Source organism: Streptomyces sp. ATCC 21386 (assembly GCF_018728545.1).
In the GTDB taxonomy this organism is placed as follows: Bacteria; Actinomycetota; Actinomycetes; order Streptomycetales; family Streptomycetaceae; genus Streptomyces.
In genome coordinates this window covers 8,935,522-8,957,629 of sequence record NZ_JAAVVL010000001.1, presented here as the reverse complement: position 1 = coordinate 8,957,629, position 22,108 = coordinate 8,935,522, and the positions used below count along the sequence as shown (strand labels likewise).

Annotated in this window: 20 protein-coding genes; 12 read left to right on the top strand and 8 right to left on the bottom strand. The window is 71.1% G+C overall.

The genetic code is table 11. The features are described 5' to 3' along the window. Nucleotides 1-193 precede the first annotated feature (193 nt). The gene (locus GWK25_RS38315; protein ID WP_215456056.1) at nucleotides 194-850 is read right to left on the bottom strand and encodes a TetR/AcrR family transcriptional regulator; all 657 of its coding nucleotides are present in this window, start codon (nucleotides 848-850) and stop codon (nucleotides 194-196) included. A 193-nt stretch (nucleotides 851-1,043) separates the two neighbouring features. Further along, nucleotides 1,044-1,697, bottom strand: a complete 654-nt coding sequence (locus tag GWK25_RS38310; protein ID WP_215456055.1) for a TetR/AcrR family transcriptional regulator — start codon at nucleotides 1,695-1,697, stop codon at nucleotides 1,044-1,046. A 63-nt stretch (nucleotides 1,698-1,760) separates the two neighbouring features. Between GWK25_RS38310 and GWK25_RS38305 the strand changes: the two genes are divergently transcribed. The 6 genes from GWK25_RS38305 to GWK25_RS38280 all read left to right on the top strand — a co-directional run bounded on the left by GWK25_RS38305 (nucleotide 1,761) and on the right by GWK25_RS38280 (nucleotide 7,842). Continuing rightward, nucleotides 1,761-2,441, top strand: a complete 681-nt coding sequence (locus tag GWK25_RS38305) for a class II aldolase/adducin family protein (protein ID WP_215456054.1) — start codon at nucleotides 1,761-1,763, stop codon at nucleotides 2,439-2,441. Next, nucleotides 2,438-3,379 carry a carbohydrate kinase family protein gene (locus GWK25_RS38300; RefSeq protein ID WP_215456052.1) on the top strand — a complete coding sequence of 314 codons (942 nt, stop codon included), beginning with the start codon at nucleotides 2,438-2,440 and terminating at the stop codon, nucleotides 3,377-3,379. Before GWK25_RS38305 ends, GWK25_RS38300 begins: the two co-directional genes overlap by 4 nt. 1 nt (nucleotide 3,380) lies before the next feature. Beyond that, nucleotides 3,381-4,784: an aldehyde dehydrogenase family protein gene (locus GWK25_RS38295; RefSeq protein WP_215456051.1), complete on the top strand. Its 1,404-nt coding sequence runs from the start codon at nucleotides 3,381-3,383 to the stop codon at nucleotides 4,782-4,784. Nucleotides 4,785-4,930: 146 nt separating this feature from the next. Further along, entirely contained in the window at nucleotides 4,931-6,082 is a 1,152-nt protein-coding gene (locus GWK25_RS38290) for an ATP-binding cassette domain-containing protein (RefSeq protein ID WP_374200714.1), read from the top strand. 2 nt (nucleotides 6,083-6,084) lie between these two features. After that, nucleotides 6,085-6,933: an ABC-2 family transporter protein gene (locus GWK25_RS38285; protein WP_215456050.1), complete on the top strand. Its 849-nt coding sequence runs from the start codon at nucleotides 6,085-6,087 to the stop codon at nucleotides 6,931-6,933. Between the two features lie 3 nt (nucleotides 6,934-6,936). After that, entirely contained in the window at nucleotides 6,937-7,842 is a 906-nt protein-coding gene (locus GWK25_RS38280) for an ABC transporter permease (RefSeq protein WP_251829225.1), read from the top strand. A 103-nt stretch (nucleotides 7,843-7,945) separates the two neighbouring features. Here the strand turns inward: GWK25_RS38280 and GWK25_RS38275 are convergent, their stop codons facing one another. From GWK25_RS38275 to GWK25_RS38265, 3 genes are all read right to left on the bottom strand, one after another. Then, complete coding sequence (locus GWK25_RS38275; RefSeq protein WP_215456049.1) at nucleotides 7,946-8,686, bottom strand: TetR/AcrR family transcriptional regulator; 741 nt, start codon at nucleotides 8,684-8,686, stop codon at nucleotides 7,946-7,948. Between the two features lie 164 nt (nucleotides 8,687-8,850). After that, the gene (locus GWK25_RS38270) at nucleotides 8,851-10,536 is read right to left on the bottom strand and encodes an IclR family transcriptional regulator C-terminal domain-containing protein (RefSeq protein ID WP_215456048.1); all 1,686 of its coding nucleotides are present in this window, start codon (nucleotides 10,534-10,536) and stop codon (nucleotides 8,851-8,853) included. Between the two features lie 213 nt (nucleotides 10,537-10,749). Then, entirely contained in the window at nucleotides 10,750-12,054 is a 1,305-nt protein-coding gene (locus GWK25_RS38265) for a M6 family metalloprotease domain-containing protein (RefSeq protein WP_215456047.1), read from the bottom strand. A gap of 269 nt (nucleotides 12,055-12,323) precedes the next feature. Between GWK25_RS38265 and GWK25_RS38260 the strand changes: the two genes are divergently transcribed. Both GWK25_RS38260 and GWK25_RS38255 read left to right on the top strand, forming a co-directional pair. Continuing rightward, nucleotides 12,324-12,983 carry a TetR/AcrR family transcriptional regulator gene (locus GWK25_RS38260; RefSeq protein ID WP_215456046.1) on the top strand — a complete coding sequence of 220 codons (660 nt, stop codon included), beginning with the start codon at nucleotides 12,324-12,326 and terminating at the stop codon, nucleotides 12,981-12,983. Nucleotides 12,984-13,099: 116 nt separating this feature from the next. Next, a complete protein-coding gene (locus GWK25_RS38255; protein ID WP_215456045.1) occupies nucleotides 13,100-14,650 on the top strand; it encodes an MFS transporter in 1,551 nt (516 codons plus the stop codon). Between the two features lie 187 nt (nucleotides 14,651-14,837). On the opposite strand, the gene GWK25_RS38250 is transcribed toward GWK25_RS38255, so the two are convergent. Beyond that, complete coding sequence (locus GWK25_RS38250) at nucleotides 14,838-15,344, bottom strand: MarR family winged helix-turn-helix transcriptional regulator (protein ID WP_215456044.1); 507 nt, start codon at nucleotides 15,342-15,344, stop codon at nucleotides 14,838-14,840. Nucleotides 15,345-15,552: 208 nt separating this feature from the next. On the opposite strand from GWK25_RS38250, the gene GWK25_RS38245 reads away from it, so the two are divergent. Next, nucleotides 15,553-16,338, top strand: coding sequence for a dioxygenase (locus tag GWK25_RS38245; RefSeq protein WP_215456043.1), 786 nt, complete (start codon nucleotides 15,553-15,555; stop codon nucleotides 16,336-16,338). A gap of 206 nt (nucleotides 16,339-16,544) precedes the next feature. Then, nucleotides 16,545-16,910 (top strand): DUF1330 domain-containing protein, encoded by a 366-nt coding sequence (locus tag GWK25_RS38240; protein ID WP_215456042.1) that lies wholly within the window; start codon nucleotides 16,545-16,547, stop codon nucleotides 16,908-16,910. A gap of 70 nt (nucleotides 16,911-16,980) precedes the next feature. Here the strand turns inward: GWK25_RS38240 and GWK25_RS38235 are convergent, their stop codons facing one another. After that, nucleotides 16,981-17,499 carry a GNAT family N-acetyltransferase gene (locus tag GWK25_RS38235; RefSeq protein ID WP_215456041.1) on the bottom strand — a complete coding sequence of 173 codons (519 nt, stop codon included), beginning with the start codon at nucleotides 17,497-17,499 and terminating at the stop codon, nucleotides 16,981-16,983. Between the two features lie 193 nt (nucleotides 17,500-17,692). On the opposite strand from GWK25_RS38235, the gene GWK25_RS38230 reads away from it, so the two are divergent. After that, nucleotides 17,693-18,691, top strand: coding sequence for an RNA polymerase sigma factor RpoD/SigA (locus tag GWK25_RS38230; protein WP_215456040.1), 999 nt, complete (start codon nucleotides 17,693-17,695; stop codon nucleotides 18,689-18,691). A 653-nt stretch (nucleotides 18,692-19,344) separates the two neighbouring features. On the opposite strand, the gene GWK25_RS38225 is transcribed toward GWK25_RS38230, so the two are convergent. Then, the gene (locus tag GWK25_RS38225) at nucleotides 19,345-20,319 is read right to left on the bottom strand and encodes a YafY family protein (RefSeq protein WP_215456039.1); all 975 of its coding nucleotides are present in this window, start codon (nucleotides 20,317-20,319) and stop codon (nucleotides 19,345-19,347) included. Nucleotides 20,320-20,381: 62 nt separating this feature from the next. Between GWK25_RS38225 and GWK25_RS38220 the strand changes: the two genes are divergently transcribed. Further along, nucleotides 20,382-21,956 carry an MFS transporter gene (locus GWK25_RS38220; protein WP_215456038.1) on the top strand — a complete coding sequence of 525 codons (1,575 nt, stop codon included), beginning with the start codon at nucleotides 20,382-20,384 and terminating at the stop codon, nucleotides 21,954-21,956. Nucleotides 21,957-22,108 lie beyond the last annotated feature (152 nt).

The following is a 22,108-nucleotide window of genomic DNA, read 5'->3' as shown; positions in this document are numbered from 1 at the left end:
GCAGGAGTCGCGGGGAGCGTGTCCTCGAAGCAGCGGCGGAGGCCGCGGGCGAGCGTGGCCGGCCGTGCCGGAGCCGCCCGGCGAAGAGCGGGGAAATCACGGTTCACGCACCGGGGCGACGGCGTCGGCTCCGCCGGGACGGACGACATCACTCAGGCGCCGGGGCTGAATCCCCCAGGCCAGGGATGACGGCTCAGCCGCCGACCGGGGGTTCCACGGCCACGTCCGAGGCGACTTCCCCGACCACGGCACGCGACCGCTCCTCGGACACCCCGGCGGCGATGAGCGTGGCGATGGTGACCCGGGTGCCTCCGTCGTCCTCGAGTGCCCCGGTGTTGACCGCCTCCAGCACCGCGACGGTCATCGCCTCCAGCCCCGCGCTCAACACGGCAGCCGGCAGATGCGCAGGAAAGACGCCGTCCTGTTGCCCGCGCTCCAGGACGGCCGTGATCGCCTCGCGGGCCGGTGCCAGCACCTCGGCAACCCGCTCCGCGCCAAGATCGCGCTTGGCCAGTGCCAGGAGCAGACGGTACCGGTCTCCCGCGGGCCACATCGAGAACATGAGGTGGGCGAGCACACGCTCGGCCGACTGCGCCCGCGTGCGTTCGGCACAGGCCGCCACCGCCGACCGCAGCGTTTCGGAGGCTTCCTCGGCCAGGGCTTCCAGAAGCGCCGCGCGCCCGGGGAAGTGCCCGAACAGGGTGCGCCGTACGACACCCGCGGCTCGCGCCAGCTCCTCCAGCGTGACGTCCGGATTTCGCCCCAGCTCCCGACGGGCCGTGGCCAGGATGCGGGCCCGGTTCGCCCGCGAGTTGCGACGCAACGGCTCACGGACGACAGGCTTGGACACGGAAACCTCGATGGATCACGCGGAGAGGGACGGATACGGCGGAGCGGAGACACCCGCATCCTCGCACGAAGCGCCATCACCCCATCAGGAGTCGTAGTGACCGCGGATCTGTTTGCCCGGGCCGTGCCGCCCCGCCGGTCGCCGTGGCACCGACCACCCGGCCGTCACGCCCCGCCGGTCGGCGGCCTCGCCTCTACCGGGTCCAGTGGCCGAGGTAGGCGCGCAGCATGGTCTTGAGCTGGCCGAGCAGTTCGGCGTCTCCGGTGGCGTCCGCGCGGAAGGCGTCCTGGGTCACCGCGTCGGCGGCGAGGAAGGCGGTGTAACAGGCCGTCGCCGCCTCCCCGTCGTCGGGCAACAGGCGCTGCGCGACCAGGATGCGGTGCACCCCCGCCGCCATGACGCGCTTGTGCCTGCTGTCGGCCTGCCTGGTCCATTCGGTGAGGTGGCGTCCGAACCACAGGGCCCTGAAGCCCGGTTCGGAACGGTAGATGTCCGCGAAGGCGTCGACCAGCAAGGTCACCGGATCACTCCATGTCTCCGTGCGCGCGCGTTCGACGAACGATTCCATGGCCGCTTCCAGCCGGGTCAGGTACAGATCGGCCAGGGCCTCGATGATGGCCTCCCGGTCGGGCAGGTACTGGTACAGCGCACCCACGGAAACCCCCGACTCGGCGGCGACGCGGGTCGTGGTCAGCACGTCCGCGCCTTCCGCGACGAGCAGCCGTTCGGCGGCCTGCAGCACCCGGGCGACCTTCTCCCTCGCCCGGGCCTGGCGTGGCATCCGTCGCAGCCGCAGCGCCGTGACCTGCGCCGTGTCTTTTTCGTCGGGTTCATCCGTCGTGGGCATCCGCCGCGTTCCTTCCGCAAAACCAAACGTGACTTTGTTTCATGTTCAGGGTACCTTCGCGGCATGGCTGACGCGAACGAGTGGCTTCCAGAACAGCGGCGCGCCGTGGCGGAGGCGTGCCACCGCCTCGCCGGCGAGGGACTGCTGATCGGCACGGCGGGCAATGTGAGCGTGCGTGACGGCGACCGGATCGCGGTCACCGCCACCGGCGCCGTCCTCGGACGGTGCACGCCCGACGAGGTGACGGTGGTGGGCCCCGACGGCGGGACACTCGCCGGGAACCTGCAGCCGACCTCCGAACTGGAGCTGCACCTCGGGATCTACCAGCGCTACGACGCCGGCGCGGTGGTGCACACCCACTCCCCCCAGGCCACCGCGCTGTCCCTGGTGCTCGACGAACTTCCGTGCGTCCACTACCAGCAGCTGCTGCTCGGCGGGTCCGTGCGCGTGGCGCCGTTCGCCGTGTTCGGCACCCCGGAGCTGGCCCGGCACGTCCTCACGGCACTCGACGGCAGGTCGGCGGCGCTCATGGCCCACCACGGCGCCGTGACCTTCGGGCCGACGCTCGCCAAGGCCGTGGAGAACGCGCTGCTCCTGGAGTGGCTGTGCGGCCTGTACCTGCGAGCCGCCCACATCGGCGAGCCGCGGGTCCTCGACGACGACCAGCAGACCGTCGTGGTCACCTCCGCCCTGCGGCGCGGCTACGGCACCACCCACCCCACAGGAGAGGACAGCACCCGATGAGCCAGACAGTCATAGCCCTCGGCGCCCACGTGTTCGACGTGCAGGTCCGGCCCGTCGAGGCCATCCCGGACGGTCAGGGCGCGACCCTGGTGGACCAGATCCGGTTCAGCCCGGCGGGCACGGCCGCCGGTACCGCGCTGACCCTCGCCAAGCTGGGAGCGGCGGTGCGCACCGCCGGCGCGGTCGGCACGGACCCGATCGGTGACCTGCTGCTGAGCATGCTGGCCGGCCACGGCGTGGACACCTCTCTCGTCCTGCGCCGCGACGACACCCAGACCTCGGCCTCGGTACTGCCCATCCGCCCCGACGGCAGCCGCCCCGCCTTCCACGTCCTGGGCGCGAACATCAACTACGGCCCGGACGACGCCCCGCACACGGAGATCGCCGAAGCCACCCATCTGCACATGGGCGCCCCCGAGTTGATGGGCGGTGAGGCCGCGGCGAAGATACTCGCTCCCGCACGGGCCGCGGGTGTGGTCACCTCCGCCGACCTTCTCGTCTCCGGCGACAGCGGCCTGTTCGACTGGATCGCGCCCGCATTCCCGTATCTGGACCACCTGTTGCCCAACGAGGAACAGGTGCTCGGACTCACCGGCGCCGCGACGCTGGAGGACGGTGCGCGCAGGTTCCTCGCGGAAGGGGTCGGCTGCGTCGCCGTCACCCGGGGCGCACGCGGCGCGCTGGTGGTCACGAAGGACGAGGTGAACGAGATTCCGGCGTTCGCGGTCGACGTGGTGGACACCACCGGCTGCGGCGACGCCTTCTCGGCCGGCTTCCTGCGCGGACTGGGCCTGGGCCGCGGCCTGCGGGAGTGCGGTGTGCTCGGCTGCGCCGCCTCCGCGCTGGTGGCACAGGGACTCGGCAGCGACCACGGCGACTTCGACCTCGCCACCGCCGACGCCTTCGCCACCACGGCCGCCACCCCGGAGAGCCGCTGACATGGACACCATCGACACCACCCAGGCCCCCGGCACCGAAGCCGCGGCCACCGTTTCCCGACTGCGTACCGTCTTCGCATCCGGCCGCACCAGGCCCGTGTCCTGGCGCCGCGCCCAACTACGGGCCCTGCGAACCCTGTTGACTGACCACGCACAGGAGCTGGGGGAGGCTCTGCGAGCCGATCTCGGGAAGAGCCCGACAGAGGCGTTCACCACCGAGATCGGGTTCACCGTCAACGAGATCGACCACACGCTCGCCCACCTCAAAGCATGGCTGCGCCCGCGTCGGACCGGTGTGCCGCTCGCGCTCGCGCCCGCCCGCGCCCGGCTGGTCCGGGAACCCCTGGGCACCGTCCTGATCATCAGCCCGTGGAACTACCCGGTGCAGTTGGCGCTGGCCCCCCTGGTCGGAGCGCTGGCCGCGGGCAACTGCGCCGTCGTCAAACCCAGCGAACTCGCCCCCGCCACCTCCGCCGCCCTCGCCCGGCTGCTGCCGCTCCACCTCGACCCGCAGGCAGTGGCCGTTGTCGAGGGCGGCGTCCCCGAGACCACGGCCCTGCTGGAACAGCGCTTCGACCACATCTTCTACACCGGCAACGGCACCGTCGGCCGGATCGTCATGACCGCCGCCGCACGCCACCTCACCCCGCTGACCCTGGAACTGGGCGGCAAGAGCCCCGCCGTGGTGGAACCCGGCACCGACCTGGCCACAGCAGCCCGCCGCATCGTCTGGGGCAAGTTCATGAACACCGGCCAGACCTGCGTGGCACCGGACTACGTCCTCGCCGTGGGCGAGACGGCCGCCGCACTCGAACCGCACCTGGCCTCAGCCGTCCGCGAGATGTACGGCGACGACCCGGCCACCAGCCCCCACTACGGCCGCATCGTCAGCACCCGCCACTTCGACCGGCTCGTCGGCTTCCTGAAGGACGGACGCACCGTCGTCGGCGGAGACCACGACCGCGACAGCCGCTACATCGCCCCCACCGTCCTCGCCGACGTCGACCCCGGCGCGCCGGTGATGAACGAGGAGATCTTCGGCCCCGTCCTGCCCCTCATCGCCGTCCCCGACCTGGACACGGCCATCTCCTTCATCACCGAACGGGACAAACCCCTGGCCCTCTACGCCTTCACCGCCTCCGCCGACAGCAAACGACGCCTGACCGCGGAGACGTCCTCGGGCGCCCTGGCCTTCGGCGTCCCCAACGCCCATCTGACCGTCCCCGGCCTGCCCTTCGGCGGCGTCGGCGAGAGCGGCTTCGGCCGCTACCACGGCGAGCACTCCGTCGACACCTTCAGCCACACCAAGGCCGTCCTCGACAAGCCACTCTTCGCGGACCCGCTCCGGCTCGCCTATCCGCCCTTCACCACCTGGAAGGACCGACTGCTGCGCCTCCTGCTGTGAACGACGGCGGAACGGCTCGCCTGCCGGCTCCGGGGGCGGGAAATCGGTTTCCCGGGGCGAGGCGGGGGCCTAGCATGCCGCAGTCGTCTCGGATGGCGTCCGGGATGTCGAACGGGCGGTGAAGGGGAGTGGTGCCGTTGTCCGCGGTGATCGAGGCGCGTGGGCTGTGCAAGGTGTTCCGGACGACCGTGCGGCAACCCGGGTTCGCGGGGGCGCTCAGGTCGCTCGTCAGTCCGCGGCGCGTGGACAAGGTCGCGGTGCAGGACGTCGACTTCCAAGTGGGCAGAGGGGAGTTGCTCGCCCTCCTCGGCCCCAACGGCGCCGGCAAGTCCACCACCATCAAGATGCTCACCGGCATCCTCACACCCACCTCCGGCGAGGCCCTCGTCGCCGGGGTCGTCCCGCACCGGGACCGGGAGCGCAACGCCCACAACATCGGGGCCGTGTTCGGGCAGCGCACGCAGCTGTGGTGGGATCTGCCCGCCCGGGAGTCGTTCGAGATCCTGCGGGACATCTACGGGGTTCCCGAAGGGCAGTTCCGGGAGCGGATCCAGGAGTTCGACGAACTGCTCGAACTCTCCGAGTTCTGGGACACCCGGGTCAGGCATCTGTCGCTCGGGCAGCGGGTGCGATGCGATCTCGCCGCCTCGCTGCTGCACGACCCGCCCGTCGTCTTCCTCGACGAACCCACCATCGGCATGGACGTGGTGGTGAAGGAGCAGGTACGGCGGTTCCTGCGCCACCAGGTCGAGGAGCGCGACCGTACCGTCCTGCTCACCACGCACGACATGACCGAGGTGGAACGCCTCGCCGAACGCGTCGTGCTCATCAACCACGGCCGGATCGTCCTCGACGGCACCCTCCAGGAGATCCGGCAGCGTTTCGGCGGCACCTGGCAGGTCCGGGCCACCCTCACCGACCCGGCCGACGTCGAGGTCGTGGAAGCCGTCGAGCAGGGGGAAGGAGGGGGTGGCTCCGTTCCGCTGCCCGGGTTCGCCGGTGTCGGTGTGGTGCGGCAGGAAGGGCCGCGGGTCGTCTTCGGGCCCGTGGGGGAGGACGCTCCCACCGTTCACGAGGCCCTCAAGGTGATCATCGGGCGGTTCCGGGTCGCGGACCTCGCGCTGGAGGAGAACGACCTGGAGGACGTCATGCGCGCCGCCTACCTCAGCGACGTCCCCACCCAGGAGGGAAAGGGGCCACACCTGGCTGCTGCCGCTGCCGCCGCTGCCGCCACCTCGGCTTCCGCCTCAGCCGCCACTTCCGCCGCCGACTCACCCTCCACCCCCCAGGGCGGCTGACCATGGCCGCGACCACCCCGTCCACCCCTGCCCCCGGCCCCCTCACCGCCGCCCTCTCCCGTGCCCGTCGCGTCGCCTGGATCACCCCCCGGGGCGAACTGCTCGCGCCGCCCCGGATGACCGCCACCGCCATACGGCTCTTCGTCCAGGTCTGCCTGGTCGTCTACCTCTGGCGCGGGCTGTACGCGAACACCGAGTCCAGCGCCGGGCTCGACGAGACCCAGGCCGTCGGCTACGCCGTACTCGCCGTCCTCGCGAGCCGCATCCGCGGCCTCGACCGGCAGGCCGGCCGCGACATGGTGATCCAGCACCTGCGCTTCGGGACGATCGTCTACTGGTACCTGCGGCCGATGAAGCCCCAGCGCTACTACGCACTGCGCGCCCTCGGCGACCAGCTGTACGGCTTCGGCTGGGTGCTCGCCGGATACCTGCTGTGTCTCGCCGTGGGCGTCGTCCCCCTGCCCGCGTCCCCCTCGGTCGCCGGGGTCTTCGCGGTGAGCATGCTGCTCGGCCAACTCGTCCTGTACTACGTGATGATGCTGGTCGACCTGCTCTGCTTCTGGACCCTGCGCAACGAGGCGGCCCTGCTGATCCTCGTCTTCGCGCAGAACCTGCTCTCCGGCGTGTACGCCCCGCTCTGGTACTTCCCGGACTGGTTCATCACGCTCAGCTCGTTCCTGCCGTTCCAGGCGACGCTCAGCGTGCCGCTCTCCATCTACGTCGGCCGGATCGAAGTCGGTGACGCCCTCGGGCAGATGGCGGTCCAGGCCGTCTGGGTCCTCCTGCTCGCGCTGCTCACCCGCCGGCTCTGGGACCTGGCCGGCCGTCGCGTCGTGTCCCAGGGAGGATGACCGATGACCATGGAGACCACACCCGGCAACGCTCCCCATGCGGCGCCTCCCCCTGGCGGGCCCCATGGCGGGCTCCATGAGGCTCCCCGGGAGATTCCCCATGGACCCGCGCACGCCTGGCGGGTCGTCTGGCGGGTCACCAAGCTCAACTTCAAGGCCCGGCTGGAGTACCGGGGCGAGTTCCTGATGGGGGTCGCCGTCGGGGCGATCTGGCAGGTGTCCATCGTCGTCTTCGCCTCCGTCCTGCTCACCCGGTTCCCGGGCCTCGGCGGCTGGTCCAGCTCCGACGTGCTGCTCATCGCCAGCATGCGCATGCTGGCGCACGGCCTGTACGTGCTCTTTCTCGGCCGGATCCAGTACATGAACATGCTCGTCCAGGAGGGGGTTGTCGACCCCTGCCTGATCCGGCCGATGCCGGTCTACCGACAGGTCCAGCTGACCTTCTTTCCGGTCAACGCCATCGGCGACCTGGTCGTCGCGGTCGGCCTGTTCGTCGCCGCGCTCCACCGCAGCTCCCTGGACTGGACGGCGGGCCGGATCGCCTACGTGGTGGCCGGTGTCCTCGGCGGCATGCTGGTGGAGGCCGCGCTCTTCACGGCCCTGGCCGCCGCCGCGTTCCACTTCCCGGCCACCTCGTACTGGAGCCAGTGGCTGGAAGAGTTGATGGGCACGTTCGGCAGCTACCCGCTGAGCATCCTCCCGAAGGCGGCGTCCGCCGCGTTCACCTTCGTCGTACCGCTCGCGTTCATCGCCTACTTCCCGGCCGGCGTCCTGACCGGCCACGGGGACGCGATGGGCGTACCGGAAGCGCTCGCGGTCGCCTCACCCTTCATCGGCCTCACCGCGTTCGTCCTGTCCCGGCTGCTGTGGAACTGGAGCCTCAGCAAGTACACGGGAGTCAACGGGTAGACGGACATGGGGCATTGATGGGGGGAGAGGAGCGGGGAGGCGAGGGAAGAGGAGAGGAGAAGGGGAGTGGCACCGGAGGGACGGGCGGGTCGTGGTGCCGGGATCACTTCAGCCGTGTCGCCAGTCCGTCCAGCACCCGGTCCAGGCCGTACTGGAAGCCCTCCTCCCGGGCCGCCCGGGGGTCCGTGCCGCGCTGTTCGGCGTAGCCCTCGCGCAGCAGCGGGTAGTCCTGGGCGGCCTCCTCGGCGGCGGGCCACAGCTGTTCGACCATGCTCTGCTCGTCCTGGCCGCTGCGGGCGAGGACGTTGAGCCAGGCGGCCTCGGCGGTCGCCGTGCCGGTGACGTACGCGACGACCGTGGTGAGCGCCCGGTCGGCCTCGTCGGCCGGGAACCCGGCGGTGGTCAGCAGCCTCAGCATGGCCTCCGAGACCCGCATCCAGTTCGGGCCGAGATAGGACATGCCCAGTTCGCCGAGCACGGAGGCGAGCCACGGGTGGCGCAGGATCGTGGTGCGCAGGTTGTGTGCACAACTGGCCGTGTCGGTACGCCAGTTCACCGGGTCGGGGGTGGCAGGGACCTCGATCTCGCCGTAGATCTCGTCGACGGCCAGCTCCAGCAGCTCGTCCTTGTTGGCGACGTGGCGGTAGAGGGAGGTCGCGCCGGCTCCCAGCCGGGCGCCGAGCTTGCGCATGCTCAGCGCGTCGATGCCCTCCTCGTCGAGCAGCCGCAGCGCCTCGGCCACGATCTGCTCCCGGCTCAACGCGGGCTGCTCCCGCCCGGTCCGGGGCCGGGTCCAGACCGACTGGAACCCCTCCTGCTTCTTGACCGGCTTCTCGGGTGCCATGGGGCGTTCTCCTCTGTCTGTGCCTGACCTTGCCCGCTCACGCTTTTCGATACCGCGACCGTGACCGCGACCGTGACTGCGTCCTGCGTACGGTTGACGCGACCAGCGTACGGTGTGCGCAGGGCTGGTGGGGTGCGACGTGTGCCGTCGCCCGCCGGCCGGCGTCAGACGCCCGGTACCCGCCGGAACATCCCCGCCACCGCCAGTTCCGCCTCGATCCGGCCCGCCGCGTCCCGCAGCTCGGGCAGTACCTCCGCCACGCACTCCTCGACCGACCGCCGGCTGCTGTGCATCGCGACGTTCACGGCGGCGACGACCCGCCCGCCCCGCTCCCGCACGGGTACGGCGATGGAACGCAGCCCTTCCTCCAGCTCCCCGTCGACGAGGGCGTATCCGGCCTCGCGTACGCGGTCCAGGATCGTCAGCAGTTCCCGGCGGTCGGTGACCGTGTGCGGGGTCGGCGGGGCCGGACTCTCCGGCAGGGGGACCTCGGGCAGCAGGTCGGCGAGCATCACCCGGCCCAGTGACGTCGCGTACGCCGGCAGCCGCGTCCCGAGGGTGATGTTGACGCTCATGATGCGGCTGGTGGCGACCCGCGCCGTGTACTGCACCTCGTGCCCACCCTCGGTGAGGACCGCGAGGGACGCCGAGTCGTGGACGCGCGCGGAGAGTTCGGCCAGGTGCGGCGCGGCGATCCCGGACAGGGGCAGCATCGACAGGGGAGGGAAGCCCAGGCCCAGCACCCGGGGCGTCAGACGGAAGACCCGGTCGTACGACTCCACGTACCCGAGGTGTTCGAGGGTGATCAGCGCCCGTCGGGCCGTCGCCCGGGCGAGCCCGGTGGCCTGCGCGACCTCGGTGAGGGTGAGCGAGGCCCGGCCCTCGCCGAACGAGGTGATCACGGTCAGCCCGCGGGCGAGCGACTCGACGAACTCCCGGCCCAGTTCCTGCTTCGAGGCGCCCGTCCAGTCGGCGAGCCCGGAGGATCTCGGCCCACCGCCGTCCACCACCGCGACGGCTGCCGGCGGCTGCGCCGACTCCCGCAGCTCCCGCTCCATCTCCGTCACCGTCGCCCGCAGCCGGGGCAGCAGCGTCTCGCGCAGCGAGTCCGCGGTGTGGCGGCTCGTGTGGCTGACGACGCTCGCCACGCACGCGACCCGTCCCGTACGGGGATCACGTACGGGTACGGACACCGCCACCAGCCCCGGTTCGATCAGCTGGTCGTCCAGCGCCCACCCCTGGGCGCCCGCCCGTGCCGTGCGGTCCTCGAAGTCGTCGTAGGCGCCCCCGCGCGGGGGCACCGCCGGAAAGCCGCGTCCCTCCGGGTCGGCCGCGCGGCGGGCGCGCCAGCGGGACCAGTCGGCCGGTTCCCACTCGGTGGCGAACAGCGGGCCGGGCGCGGTGCGTTCGGCCGGGAGGAGGTCGCCGATGCGGAAGCTGAGGGACATCGCGCGGCGGCGGGTGGCCTGGTGGATGAAGCGGACGCCGTCCTGGTCGCGGACCGCCAGGGACACCGACTCGTCGAGCTCGTCGGCGAGGGCGTCCGCGTGGGCGTCCAGGAGGCGGGGGAGGCGGATGGCGGCCAGGTAGGCGTTGCCCAGCTCCATCAGGCGGGGGGCGAGGACCGCGTCGCGGCCGTCCAGCCGTACGTAGCCCATGCGGGCCAGCGTCGCCGTGATGCGGTCCACGGTGGAACGCGCGAGCCCGGTCGCCTTCTCCAGCGCGCTCGGGCTGAGCGTGCCGTCCGCTTCGGTGAGCCGGCGCAGCACGGTGATTCCCCGCATCAGGGGGGCGACGGCTTCGGCGGGCGCGGGGAGGGCGGCGGCCGCGTCGGGGGCGTTCGGGAGCATGGGTTCACGGTAATGGGGTCCCGCCGCGCCGCCGGGCCGGGCGGCGTTGAACGACACCGGCCGCGCGGCGTTGAAAAGCAGAGGGCGTAGCCCCTGTTTTTCAGGGGCGCGGGGGACTGCGCGAGAACCCCCACCGAACCGGCACCCGACAACGCACCCACCCCCACCCACCCCGCACCCTCCCCTATAAACGCACCCCGGCCGCACCCCCCGTCACCGCCGACTCACCACCACCCGATGGTTCCCCCCGACATCCACCCCCGCCACAGCGATCTCCACCCCCGCCCGCGCGTCCTTGAACGTCTCGCCGGGCACGAGTGGCGCGTCGGACAGTTCCGCGTGGACGTTGGGGCTGCGCGTGCAGCCCCCACTGTCGCGCCGCGCGTCATGGACCTTGATCGGCCCGTTCCCGGTGTCGACGGCGGCGTCGACCCGGTACACCAGCACCCCCGGCCGGCACACCACCGCATCGTTGCCCGCCCGCGTCCGCAACTCCGCGACGTACGCCGTACGGGAACTCAGCGGCACGACGACCAGCTTCGCCCCACCCCCGGCGGCGAGCGGCGTCAGCACGTACTCCGCGGAACCGACGGCCGCCACACACGCGACCTGCGTCTCGTCGAGCCACCCCAGCTTCCACTTGTGCCAGCCCAGCAGATCGTTGTCGACGCCCCAGTCCTCGCTCATGATGTCCCAGTGGCCGACCGCGCCCCCGCCCTCGTGGGTGTAGAGGTCGGGAAGACCGAAGACATGCCCGTTCTCGTGCGGCAGCACTCGGTACCCGGTCTCTCCGTACGAGCCCGAGCCGTCGTCCTGGCGGCTGTAGACGAAGGACGCGTTGGCGACCGGCACCCCGTCCGCGACCGGTGCCTCGCGGTTGCCCGCGAACGTCACCGACAGGACCGTGTCCAGGGCCGAGGGGCCCGCGTTCGGGGTGACCAGGACGTTGACGAGGTCGTAGGAGCGGAAGTCCACCAGTGGATCGGCGGCCCGCACCATGTCCTGGACCAGTCGGCGGTAGCCGGGTTCGAAAGGGGCGCCGCGCTCTATGTCGTAGGAGCGGAAGGATCTGGGCATCCGCAGCCACTCGGTGAGCGGGGCCTCGGGACGGTAGTCGATCCGGCCGTACGAACTCGTCCTGAACCACTTCTGCGTCTGGGGCGCGAACTCCGCGAAGCGGTCCATCGCGCTGCCCTCACCGGGGGCGTCCGAGAAGTCGATCATCAGGTTGAGGGCGCGGACCGTGCCGGTGGAGCGGGAGTAGCCGGGCGGGGTCGGGATGCCCTCGGACATCTGGATGCCGAGCGGGCCGCGGATCAGGCAGGGCCCGAGCGCCGAACCGCGGACCACGGCGGTGGCCCCCGCGGCCGTCGTCGTGCTGTCCTTGGCCATGAGACGTCCGGTGCCGGCGGAGGTGCTGACCGCGAGCGTGAGGGCGGTGACGGACGCGAGCGCGACGGCCCGGCGCGGACGTATCCGGCGCGGAGGTATCCCGTTTCTGCGGAACAGCTGCTGCATGCCCGCGCCCTTCGCTCCACGGCAGCCGTCCGGTGACGAGGCTGCGCCCTTTGATCACCCTGGTTCGACGGGTGCGCGGGCGCGCGCTGGAAGGGCCGAACGTGGGCCCCACCCGAGATGTGACCCAGGTCACGCGAAAAGACTTCGGGGAGGGGAAATAACCGGGGATCGTTTCCCCGTTTAACCCTTCGTCCGAGCGAAACGGGGACTCCATCCCCGGATCGTCACCGGCGCCCCCCACACCACTGGATCAGGCAGAGGAGTACGTCGTGGAGAGCAGCACCGCCACCGCCGTGCGTCGCAAGGTGCCTCGCCCTCGGGCGGACGCCCTGCGCAACCGGGAGCGGATCGTCACCGCCGCCCGGGAGATGTTCGTCGAGTTCGGCCCCGAGGTGCCGCTCGACGAGATCGCCCGCCGGGCCGGTGTCGGCAACGCCACGCTGTACCGCAACTTCCCGGACCGCGACGCGCTGGTCCGTGAGGTCGTCTGCTCGGTCATGGACCGCACGGCCCTCGCGGCCGAGGCCGCGCTCACCGAGACCGGTGACGCGTTCGAGGCGCTCTCGCGCTTCGTGCACACTTCGGCCGACGAACGGGTCAGCGCCCTCTGCCCGATGATCCAGAGCACGTTCGACAAGCACCACCCCGACCTGGAGGCGGCACGCGAGCGCCTGGAGGCGCAGGTCGAAACGATCATGCGGCGCGCCCGGGAAGCCGGGCAGCTGCGCTCCGACGTGGGTGTCGGCGACCTGATGATCGCCGTCAGCCAGCTCAGCAGGCCGCCGGCCGGCACCCAGTGCGCGGGCGTCGACCGCTTCCTCCACCGCCATCTGCAACTGTTCCTGGACGGGCTGCGCGCCCCGGCCCCCTCCGAACTGCCCGGCACCCCGGTGACCGTGGAGGACCTGCGGAGGCCCTGCCCGTCCTGAACCCCCTGACCGATACGCCTGTCCTGACCAGCTGAGTTCACGGCCGTCGCCGTCGCCGCCGACGGTCCGTTCACCGATCCTTTTTTCCGTCACGAAGTCCCGAAGTGGGTACCCCCATGTCCGAAACAGCCGGCACATCCAAGTTGTCCAAGGCACCACAGACGAACGACGCGCACGCCAACCGCTGGAAAGCGCTCGTCTTCATCGCCCTCGCCCAGCTGATGGTCGTGCTCGACGCGACCATCGTGAACATCGCCCTCCCCTCCGCCCAGCAGGACCTCGGGATATCCGACGGCAACCGGCAGTGGGTCATCACCGCGTACGCCTTGGCCTTCGGCGGTCTGCTCCTCTTCGGTGGCCGTATCTCCGACCTCTGGGGCCGCAAGCGCACCTTCGTCACCGGTCTGATCGGCTTCGCCGGCGCCTCCGCGCTGGGCGGCGCGGCCACCGGTGAGGCGATGATGCTGGGCGCCCGCGCGCTCCAGGGCGCCTTCGGCGCGCTGCTCGCGCCCGCCGCGCTCTCCCTCCTCGCGGTGATGTTCACCGACGCCAAGGAGCGCGCCAAGGCGTTCGGCATCTACGGCGCGATCGCCGGTGGCGGCGGCGCCGTGGGCCTGATCCTCGGCGGCTTCCTCACCGAGTACCTGGACTGGCGCTGGACGTTCTTCGTCAACATCCCGTTCGCGGTGATCGCCGCGGTCGGCGCGTACTTCGTCATCCGTGAGCCCGCGGGCGGCCGCAACCGCTCCCCGCTCGACATCCCCGGCGTCGTCCTGTCCACCCTGGGCCTGGTCTCCCTGGTCTACGGCTTCACTCGGGCCGAGTCCGACGGGTGGGGCGACTCGATGACGATCACCCTGTTCGTCGCCTCGGCGGTGCTCCTCGCGGCCTTCGTGTTCGTCGAGTCCAAGGTCAAGGCCCCGCTGCTGCCCCTGCGCGTGATCACCGAGCGCAACCGTGGCGGTGTCTACCTCTCCCTCGGCCTCGCGATCATCGCGATGTTCGGCCTGTTCCTCTTCCTGACCTACTACCTGCAGATCGTGAAGGGGTACTCCCCGGTCAAGACCGGCTTCGCCTTCCTGCCCATGATCGCGGGCATGATCATCGGCTCGACGCAGATCGGCACCCGTCTGATGACCCGGGTCCCGCCGCGCCTGCTGATGGCCCCGGGCTTCCTGGTCGCCGGTCTCGGCATGCTCCTGCTGACCCAGATGGAGGTCGGTTCCTCGTACACCACCCTGCTCCTGCCGGCCCAGCTGCTGCTCGGCCTCGGTATGGGTACGGCGTTCATGCCGGCGATGTCCCTGGCCACCTACGGGGTCGAAGCGCGTGACGCGGGTGTGGCCTCCGCCATGGTCAACACCTCCCAGCAGGTCGGTGGCGCCATCGGTACGGCCCTGCTGAACACCATCGCCGCCTCCGCCACGACGTCCTACGTCGCGGACCACATCGGCTCGGCCACCTCGAAGCCGGCGGCCCAGCTGGTCCAGCTCCAGGGCATGGTCCACGGGTACACCAACGCCATCTGGTTCGCCGTGGGCATCCTCGTGGCCTCCGCCGCCATCGCCTTCACCTTCGTCACGACGGGCAAGCCCGACATGACGGCGGCCACGGCCGAGGGCGAGGACGCGACGAACGAGGTCAAGGTCCCGGTGATCGCCCACTGACCACGGCACCACAGCCCGACGGTCACCGATGACGGAACGGTGGGGCAGGGGCACCAGGGCCCCTGCCCCACCGTTCCGTCAGGCGACGGCGCCCCGCCAGGGGCGCGGGGAACTGCGCGACCAGCCCCCACTCACCCGCACATCTCCACGACGGAATCCGCGGTGGTCTCCCCGCGGGGAAGAGCCCCTACCGCAGCCAGGGCAGATCCGCCCCGGCCTCCGACGGCTGAAGCCCCTCGGCGACGATCTCCATGATCTCGCCGAGGGCTTTCTGCTGTTCCGGCGACAACCGGTCGAACATCGCCTGCCGCACCGCCGCCACATGCCCGGGCGCGCTCTTGCGGAGGGTTTCGTACCCGCCGTCCGTGAGGACCGCGAACTGCCCCCGCTTGTCCGCGGGGCAGTTCTCGCGCCGCACCCACCCGTTCTTCTCCAGCCGGGCCACGGCGTGCGACAGGCGCGAACGCGTGATCTTCGTCTGCATCGCCAGCTCCGTCATCCGCAGCCGCCGCTGCGGAGCGTCGGACAGCACCACGAGCAGGTGGTAGTAAAGGTGCGGCATGCCCGCGTCACGCTGCAACTGGCGGTCGAGATGGTCTTCGAGCAGGGTTTTGGCGTGCACATAGGCGACCCAGGTGCGCTGTTCCTCGTCGGTGAGCCAGCGGGGTTCTTCCTCGGCGGATGCGGTCTTCATGCCCCCACTGTACGAGGCCCCTCCTTGAAGTTTGAACTATAGAGATGTAGTGTGAAACAAGAAATATTGAGACTTCAACTACTGGGGAGTGGGGAGAGGTCTCAAGCGCCCGTAGAGCCGGGCGTGACCAAGGAGACAGAAGCGACTGCCGGGCCCACCGAGGCGTGTGTGTCGTGTGCGTCGCGCATGCACTGAGGGAGTCACCCCTATGTCCGCCGCCACCGCCGAGCGCATGCCCGCCCTGTATCTGAGCCACGGTGCCCCGCCGCTCGCCGACGACCCGATCTGGCCCGGCGAACTCGCCGCCTGGGCCGCGAAACTGCCCCGCCCCAAGGCCGTCCTCATCATCTCCGCCCACTGGGAGGAGGCCCCCCTCGCCCTCGGCGCGGTCCACACCGTCCCCCTGGTCTACGACTTCTGGGGCTTCCCCGAGCACTACTACCAGGTCCAGTACGGCGCTCCGGGCGCCCCCGCGCTCGCGGCCTCGGTCCGCAAGCTGCTCCAGGCCCCCGGCACCCCCGTCCAGGACATCCCGGACCGGGGCCTCGACCACGGCGCGTACGTCCCCCTCGTCGAGATGTACCCCGACGCCGACATCCCGGTCCTGCAGATCTCGATGCCGACCCTGGATCCGCTGAAGCTGATGGACGTCGGCCGCAAGCTCGCGCCCCTCCGCGACGAGGGCGTGCTGATCATCGGCTCCGGGTTCTTCACCCACAACCTCGCCGCGCTGCGGCAGGGCGGGGTGCCTGCCTGGTCCACCGAGTTCGACGACTGGGGCCACCGGGCCCTGGAGTCCCGTGACTGGGACGCCCTCCTGGACTTCCTCCACAAGTCCCCGGCCGGACGGCTGGCCCACCCTCGCACGGAGCACTTCGCCCCGCTCTTCGTCACGATGGGCGCGGCCGAGGCGGCCGGCGAACTCGACGCCCAGAAGTCGGTGATCGACGGCTTCTGGATGGGCCTGGCGAAGCGCTCGGTCCAGTTCGGCTGACACCACGGGCGCGGATTCGGGGGCGCGGGCGTACGCGGGACGCGGGGGCGGGCGCGGCGCGGGCAGGGGACGGTTACCTGAGAGGTCATCGACCCGGGCCCGTACGCCTGCCAGGCTCGACGGCGTACACAGCCCAACCGCCCCGGCCGACGGGGGCCGCCCCGGACGGGGCCGCCCGGTCGACGGGACCGACCGGAGGGACGCGCATGCCCGCCTACGCCATAGCCCACCTCAAGGACGCCGCCCCGCACCCGGAGATCGCCGAGTACATCGAGCGCATCCCCGCCACCTTCGAGCCGTACGGCGGCCGCTTCCTCGTGCACGTCACCCCGCACGAGGTGAAGGAGGGGAGCTGGCCGGGAGCCGTCGTGGTGATCGGCTTCCCCGGCATCGCCGAGGCGCGCGCCTGGTGGGACTCGCCCGCGTACCAGGAGATCGCCCCGCTGCGCGCACGCCACATCCAGGGCGACATCATCCTGGTCGAAGGGGTACCCGAAGGCTATGACCCCCGCACCACCGCGAAGACCATGAGGAAGGCCCTGAGCGAGTCCTCGGCCGCCGCCGAGCAGTGAGCCCGAGGGTCGGGCGGCGGTCGGTGGGCCGGCGGGCCGGGGACGTCGGAGCCGGGAGCGCCGTAGGGCGTCACAGTCCCTTCTCGTACCACGCCACATCCCAGTACCGGCCGAACTTCCGCCCGACCTCGCGGTAGGTGCCGACGTACCGGAACCCGAAGCGCTCGTGCAACCGGGTCGACGGCAGGTTCGGCTGGGCGATGCCCGCGTAGACGCGATGGACGTCCTCGCCGGCGAGCGCCTCGAACAGCGCCTTGTACAGCAGCGTGCCCACGCCCCGGCCGCCCGCGTCCGGGGCGAGGTAGACCGACACCTCCACCGAGGTGTCGTACGCCGGCTTCACGCGAAACGTGCTGCTCGTGGCGTACCCCAGAATCCGCTGTGAACCGGTCTCGACGGCAACCATCAGGCGATGCCGTCCGTCTTCAAGGTGGGAGAGCAGCCAAGGGCGGCGCTCTTCCGGGGTGAAGACAGCGGTATCGAATGTGATGGGCGTCTCACGGACGTAGTGGTTGTAGATGTCGGTGAGGACGGCGAGGTCGGTCTCGACTCCTGGTCTGACCTGCACCTCTACGGACGCCGCTGACATCACGCCCCCTCCTGTGGCGGCACAGGGTACTGCAAGATCAGAAAAATAGTGGGACGGGTTGGGAATTCTGTCCTGATTCCAGTCGTTGTTTCCTTCGGAAGCCGGGCACTCGGGAGAGTGTCCGAGCGGCCGCATCACGACCCACGTAGGACCAGATACGACCCTGCCAGCCCACCATCGCAAGGGAGCACGCATGGCAACCCGTGCCGTCGCCGCTCGTCGTTCGTCCGCCTCCGGCCGGACCGACGCGGCTCGCAGCGTTCGCGCCTCTGGCGGCGAGATCGCCGACCGCGACCTGGTCGGCATGTACCTCGACGAGATCGCGCGTACACCGCTGCTCGACGCCGCCAAGGAAGTCGAGCTGTCCCAGATCATCGAGGCGGGTGTGTTCGCACAGCAGATCCTCGACGGCGAGGAGGAGGCCAGGGCGGACGCCAGCCGCGAGGAGCTCGAAGCCCTGGTCGCCGACAGTGAGCGGGCCAAGGACATCTTCATCCGATCCAACCTGCGCCTCGTCGTGGCCGTCGCCCGGCGGTACCCGCGCAGCGGCCTTCCCCTGCTCGACCTGATCCAGGAGGGGAACGCGGGCCTGGTCCGCGCGGTGGAGAAGTTCGACTACCGCAAGGGCTTCAAGTTCTCGACGTACGCCACCTGGTGGATCCGTCAGGCCATCACCCGCTCGATAGCCGACCAGTCGCGCACCATCCGGCTGCCCGTCCACCTCGTCGAGGAACTGGGCCGGATCCGCCGTGTGCAGCGCGAGTTCAACCGCGAGCACGGGCGCGACCCCGAGCCCGCCGAGATCGCCGCCGAGCTCGGTTCCAACGCGGAGCGCGTCAGCGACGTCCTCGACTGGGCCCGCGACCCGGTCTCGCTGAACATGTCGGTGGACGACGACGGCGACACCCAGTTCGGTGACCTGCTGGAGGACACCTCCGCGGTCTCGCCCGAGCAGTCCGTGCTCACGCTGCTGCGCAGCGAGGAGCTGGACAGCCTCATCGGGCGCCTCGACCAGCGCACCGCGTCCATCATCAAGATGCGGTACGGCATCGAGGACGGCCGTGAGCGCACCCTCACCGAGGTCGGCAAGGAGCACGGTCTCACCCGCGAGCGGATCCGTCAGATCGAGAAGCACGCCCTGCTCGAACTGAAGAAGCTCGCCCGCGACACCGGCTTCGACGCCGCCGCCTGATCCGGCCGCACACCGACCAGGGCCCCGTCACGGCCCGCCCCCCTGGGGCCGCCACGGGGCCCGGCCCGGCCCTGCGCCCACACCTCGGCAGTGTGTCGGCCATGACCGGCGGATGATCGACATGGCGGGCCGCATGTCCGCCCTCTGCCCACGCCTGACCGCCCGCCGTCCACGCTTGGCCGTACTTTGCCGCCGATTGGCCGTACTACGCCGCTACTTGGCCGTACTACGTCGCTTCAACTCCCCGTTCCCGGGGCACAAGACTTCCGGGCCCAGACTTCACCGGCCCGGAGCCCCAGGCCCGGGACCCGGAGTTCGACCGCCGAGACCACAGTCATTCCGAAGCCGAGTCCCGACGCTCTCCCCCCAGCGCCGGGACTCTCCCAGAGCCGGGCTTCGGCGCCTCCCCCCCCTGGCGCCGAAGCCCGGCTCGATTTCCGCCTCCTGGAGCCGCCGTCGCCGTCGCGACCGTTACGGCCGCGGCCGCCGTCGCCGTCGCTGCTTCCGCCCTCGCCTCCGCCCCCGTACGCCGACGGGCCACCCCGGACCTGAACCCCGGGGTGACCCGAGCGGCAGATTCTGCCACAGAGCCCCACGCCGCCGGAGCCCGGCGAAGGCCGTCTCCGCACGTCAGAGGAGCCGGCACCCGAGCCTCACCCTTCGGGGTCACCCGCCGCCCGCGTCAGCCGCGCCCCCAACTCCCTTACGTAGGTGACCAGTTCCGGCGGCTGATGCACCGTGAAGTCGCAGTCCAGCATCGCGAGCCGGAACGCCAGCCACTCCACCGAGTCCCCCACGGAGGCCCGCAAACGGCAGCTGTGCTCGTCGACGGGCTCGGGCGTACCGACCCAGCGGGGCACCCGGGCCGCGACGACCTCGGCCGGCGCGGCGAAGGTGACGTCGCACTCGTACGACTCCTGCCGCTGATAGATCGACTGCTTCAGATACTCCTCCGCGCTCCCCGTCGGCAGCTCGCGCGGCGCGAACCGGGCGCCCGTGGCGAAGGGTTCCTCGACCCGGTCCACCCGGAAGGTCCGCCAGTCGGCGCGGTCGAGGTCGTACGCGACGAGATACCAGCGGCGCCCGGTCGACACGAGCCGGTACGGCTCGCAGTGGCGACGCGAGTCCGTCCCGTCGCCGGAGCGGTAGGCGAACCGCAACCGCTCGTGCCCCGCCACCGCCGAAGCCATCACGGTCAGCGTCTCGGGCGTCACGGTCGCCCCGTCACCACTGGTCAGGGGAGTGGTGGCGGCCTGCAAGGTGGAGACCCGGTGGCGCAGCCGCGAGGGCAGCACCTGTTCCAGCTTGGCGAGCGCCCGTACCGAGGCCTCGTCCACCCCCTCCACGGCGTGCCCGGCCCCGGCCCGCAGCCCCACCGCGATCGCGACCGCCTCCTCGTCGTCCAGCACGAGCGGGGGCATGGCCTTCCCGGCGACCAGCCGGTAGCCGCCGTCGGCCCCCATCGTCGCCTGCACGGGATACCCCAGCTCCCGCAGTCGGTCGATGTCCCGCCGAACGGTGCGCCGCGAGACCCCGAGCCGCTCGGAGAGCTCACCGCCGGGCCATTCGCGTGGCGTCTGCAGGAGGGACAGAAGCTGCAGGAGTCGCGCCGGAGTGTCTGTAGTCATGTCCCCGAGTATGCCGGACCACTAGGACACGATCTGACCTACTAGGCCTCTACTTTCCACTCATGACCTCGACAACGAGCGCCCTGAAGGGGCGCGGGGAACTGCGCGACCAGCCCCGAACAACCGCCAGTGGCCCGACCACAGCCACGGAAACGACGCTCCCCACGCCCCCCGACGCGGACCGCCGCCGCTGGATCGCCCTGGCCATCGTCATGACGGCCGCCTTCATGGACCTCGTCGACGTCACCATCGTCAACATCGCCGTCCCCTCCATCCAGCGGAGCGAAGCCGCCAGCTTCAGCCAGATCCAGTGGATCACCGCCGGTTACGCCCTCGCCTTCGCCGCGGGACTCGTCACCGGAGGCCGGCTCGGCGACATCCACGGCCGCCGCCGGATCTTCCTCCTCGGCATCGGCGGCTTCACGCTCGCCTCCGCGCTGTGCGGTCTCGCCGCGAACCCGGAGATGCTGGTGGCGGCGCGGATCGCGCAGGGTGCGACCGCCGCGCTGATGGTGCCGCAGGTCCTGTCGATCGTGCACGCGACCTTCCCGGCGCACGAACGCGGCAAGGTCTTCGGGCTGTTCGGTGCGATCGTGGGCCTCGGCGCGGTCTCCGGCCCCCTGCTCGGAGCCCTGCTCATCGAGTGGAACCCGCTCGGCCTCGAATGGCGGGCGATCTTCCTGATCAACCTCCCGGTCGGTGTCGCGGGGCTCATCCTGGGCCGCCGCTTCATCACCGAGTCGAAGGCCCCGCACGCCCTGAGGCTGGACCTCGTCGGCGTCGCCCTCGTCACCGGCGGGCTGCTGATGCTGCTCTACCCGCTCACCCGGGGCCACGAGACGGGCTGGCCGCTGTGGGGCCACGTCTCGATGGCGGGCTCGCTCGTCGTGTTCGCGGCGCTGGTGGCGTACGAGCGGCGCAAGGCGGCGCGCGACGGCTCCCCGCTGATCGAACTGTCCCTGTTCCGGGTGAAGAGCTTCGCGGCCGGTATCGCCGTCCAGACCGTGTTCGGGATCGCCCTCGGCGTCTTCTTCCTCGTCTGGACCCTCTACCTCCAGACCGGCCTCGGCTGGAGCGTCCTGAAGGCCGGCCTCACCGGCATCCCGTTCTCCCTCGCCGTGTCGGTGGCGGCCGGGATGTCCGTCCAGAAACTCGTCCCCCGCTTCGGCCGCAAGGTCCTCCAGGCGGGCGCGCTGCTGATGGCGGCCGGTGTGCTCCTCTACCTGGCGGAGTCCGAACGGTACGGCCTCGCCATCACCCCCTGGCAGATGGCACTCCCGCTGATCGTGATGGGCGCGGGCATGGGGCTCATCGTCGCGCCGCTGACCGACGCGATCCTCTCCGGGGTGCCACGTGAGCACGCCGGGTCCGCCTCCGGGCTGATCAGCACGGTCCAGCAGATGGGCAACGCCCTCGGCCTCGGGCTGGTCGCCGTGGTCTTCTTCGGTGTCATGGACGACCGTCTCGCGCCGGCCGACATCGGCCCCGCCTTCGTCGACGCCTTCGAGTACGCGCTCGGCTGGGTGGCGGCGGTCCTGGTAGCGATCTTCCTGCTGATGTTCGCCCTGCCGGGACGCTCCGCCGCGAGCGCCGAGGAGTTCGCCGACGCCGAGGATCCGGCCACCTCGGCGGGATAGTCCGGGCGCGAGGGGCACGCGAGGCGCGTGTGAGGGGCCCCGCACCTGATGTGGTGCGGGGCCCTCGCCGTTCGTGCCACGCCCGATCATGTCCGAGTCGGCCCGAGTCTTGCCCGAACCTGTTTACTTTCCGGAAATCCAGGCGTAGCCTC

Coding starts and splice junctions, on each gene's coding strand:
- GWK25_RS38220 (WP_215456038.1), top strand. CDS start 20,382: ATGACCTCGACAACGAGCGCCCTGAAGGGGCGCGGGGAACTGCGCGAC.
- GWK25_RS38250 (WP_215456044.1), bottom strand. CDS start 15,344: ATGAAGACCGCATCCGCCGAGGAAGAACCCCGCTGGCTCACCGACGAG.
- GWK25_RS38285 (WP_215456050.1), top strand. CDS start 6,085: ATGGCCGCGACCACCCCGTCCACCCCTGCCCCCGGCCCCCTCACCGCC.
- GWK25_RS38230 (WP_215456040.1), top strand. CDS start 17,693: ATGGCAACCCGTGCCGTCGCCGCTCGTCGTTCGTCCGCCTCCGGCCGG.
- GWK25_RS38225 (WP_215456039.1), bottom strand. CDS start 20,319: ATGACTACAGACACTCCGGCGCGACTCCTGCAGCTTCTGTCCCTCCTG.
- GWK25_RS38310 (WP_215456055.1), bottom strand. CDS start 1,697: ATGCCCACGACGGATGAACCCGACGAAAAAGACACGGCGCAGGTCACG.
- GWK25_RS38240 (WP_215456042.1), top strand. CDS start 16,545: ATGCCCGCCTACGCCATAGCCCACCTCAAGGACGCCGCCCCGCACCCG.
- GWK25_RS38300 (WP_215456052.1), top strand. CDS start 2,438: ATGAGCCAGACAGTCATAGCCCTCGGCGCCCACGTGTTCGACGTGCAG.
- GWK25_RS38275 (WP_215456049.1), bottom strand. CDS start 8,686: ATGGCACCCGAGAAGCCGGTCAAGAAGCAGGAGGGGTTCCAGTCGGTC.
- GWK25_RS38255 (WP_215456045.1), top strand. CDS start 13,100: ATGTCCGAAACAGCCGGCACATCCAAGTTGTCCAAGGCACCACAGACG.
- GWK25_RS38305 (WP_215456054.1), top strand. CDS start 1,761: ATGGCTGACGCGAACGAGTGGCTTCCAGAACAGCGGCGCGCCGTGGCG.
- GWK25_RS38270 (WP_215456048.1), bottom strand. CDS start 10,536: ATGCTCCCGAACGCCCCCGACGCGGCCGCCGCCCTCCCCGCGCCCGCC.
- GWK25_RS38235 (WP_215456041.1), bottom strand. CDS start 17,499: ATGTCAGCGGCGTCCGTAGAGGTGCAGGTCAGACCAGGAGTCGAGACC.
- GWK25_RS38280 (WP_251829225.1), top strand. CDS start 6,937: ATGACCATGGAGACCACACCCGGCAACGCTCCCCATGCGGCGCCTCCC.
- GWK25_RS38295 (WP_215456051.1), top strand. CDS start 3,381: ATGGACACCATCGACACCACCCAGGCCCCCGGCACCGAAGCCGCGGCC.
- GWK25_RS38265 (WP_215456047.1), bottom strand. CDS start 12,054: ATGCAGCAGCTGTTCCGCAGAAACGGGATACCTCCGCGCCGGATACGT.
- GWK25_RS38245 (WP_215456043.1), top strand. CDS start 15,553: ATGTCCGCCGCCACCGCCGAGCGCATGCCCGCCCTGTATCTGAGCCAC.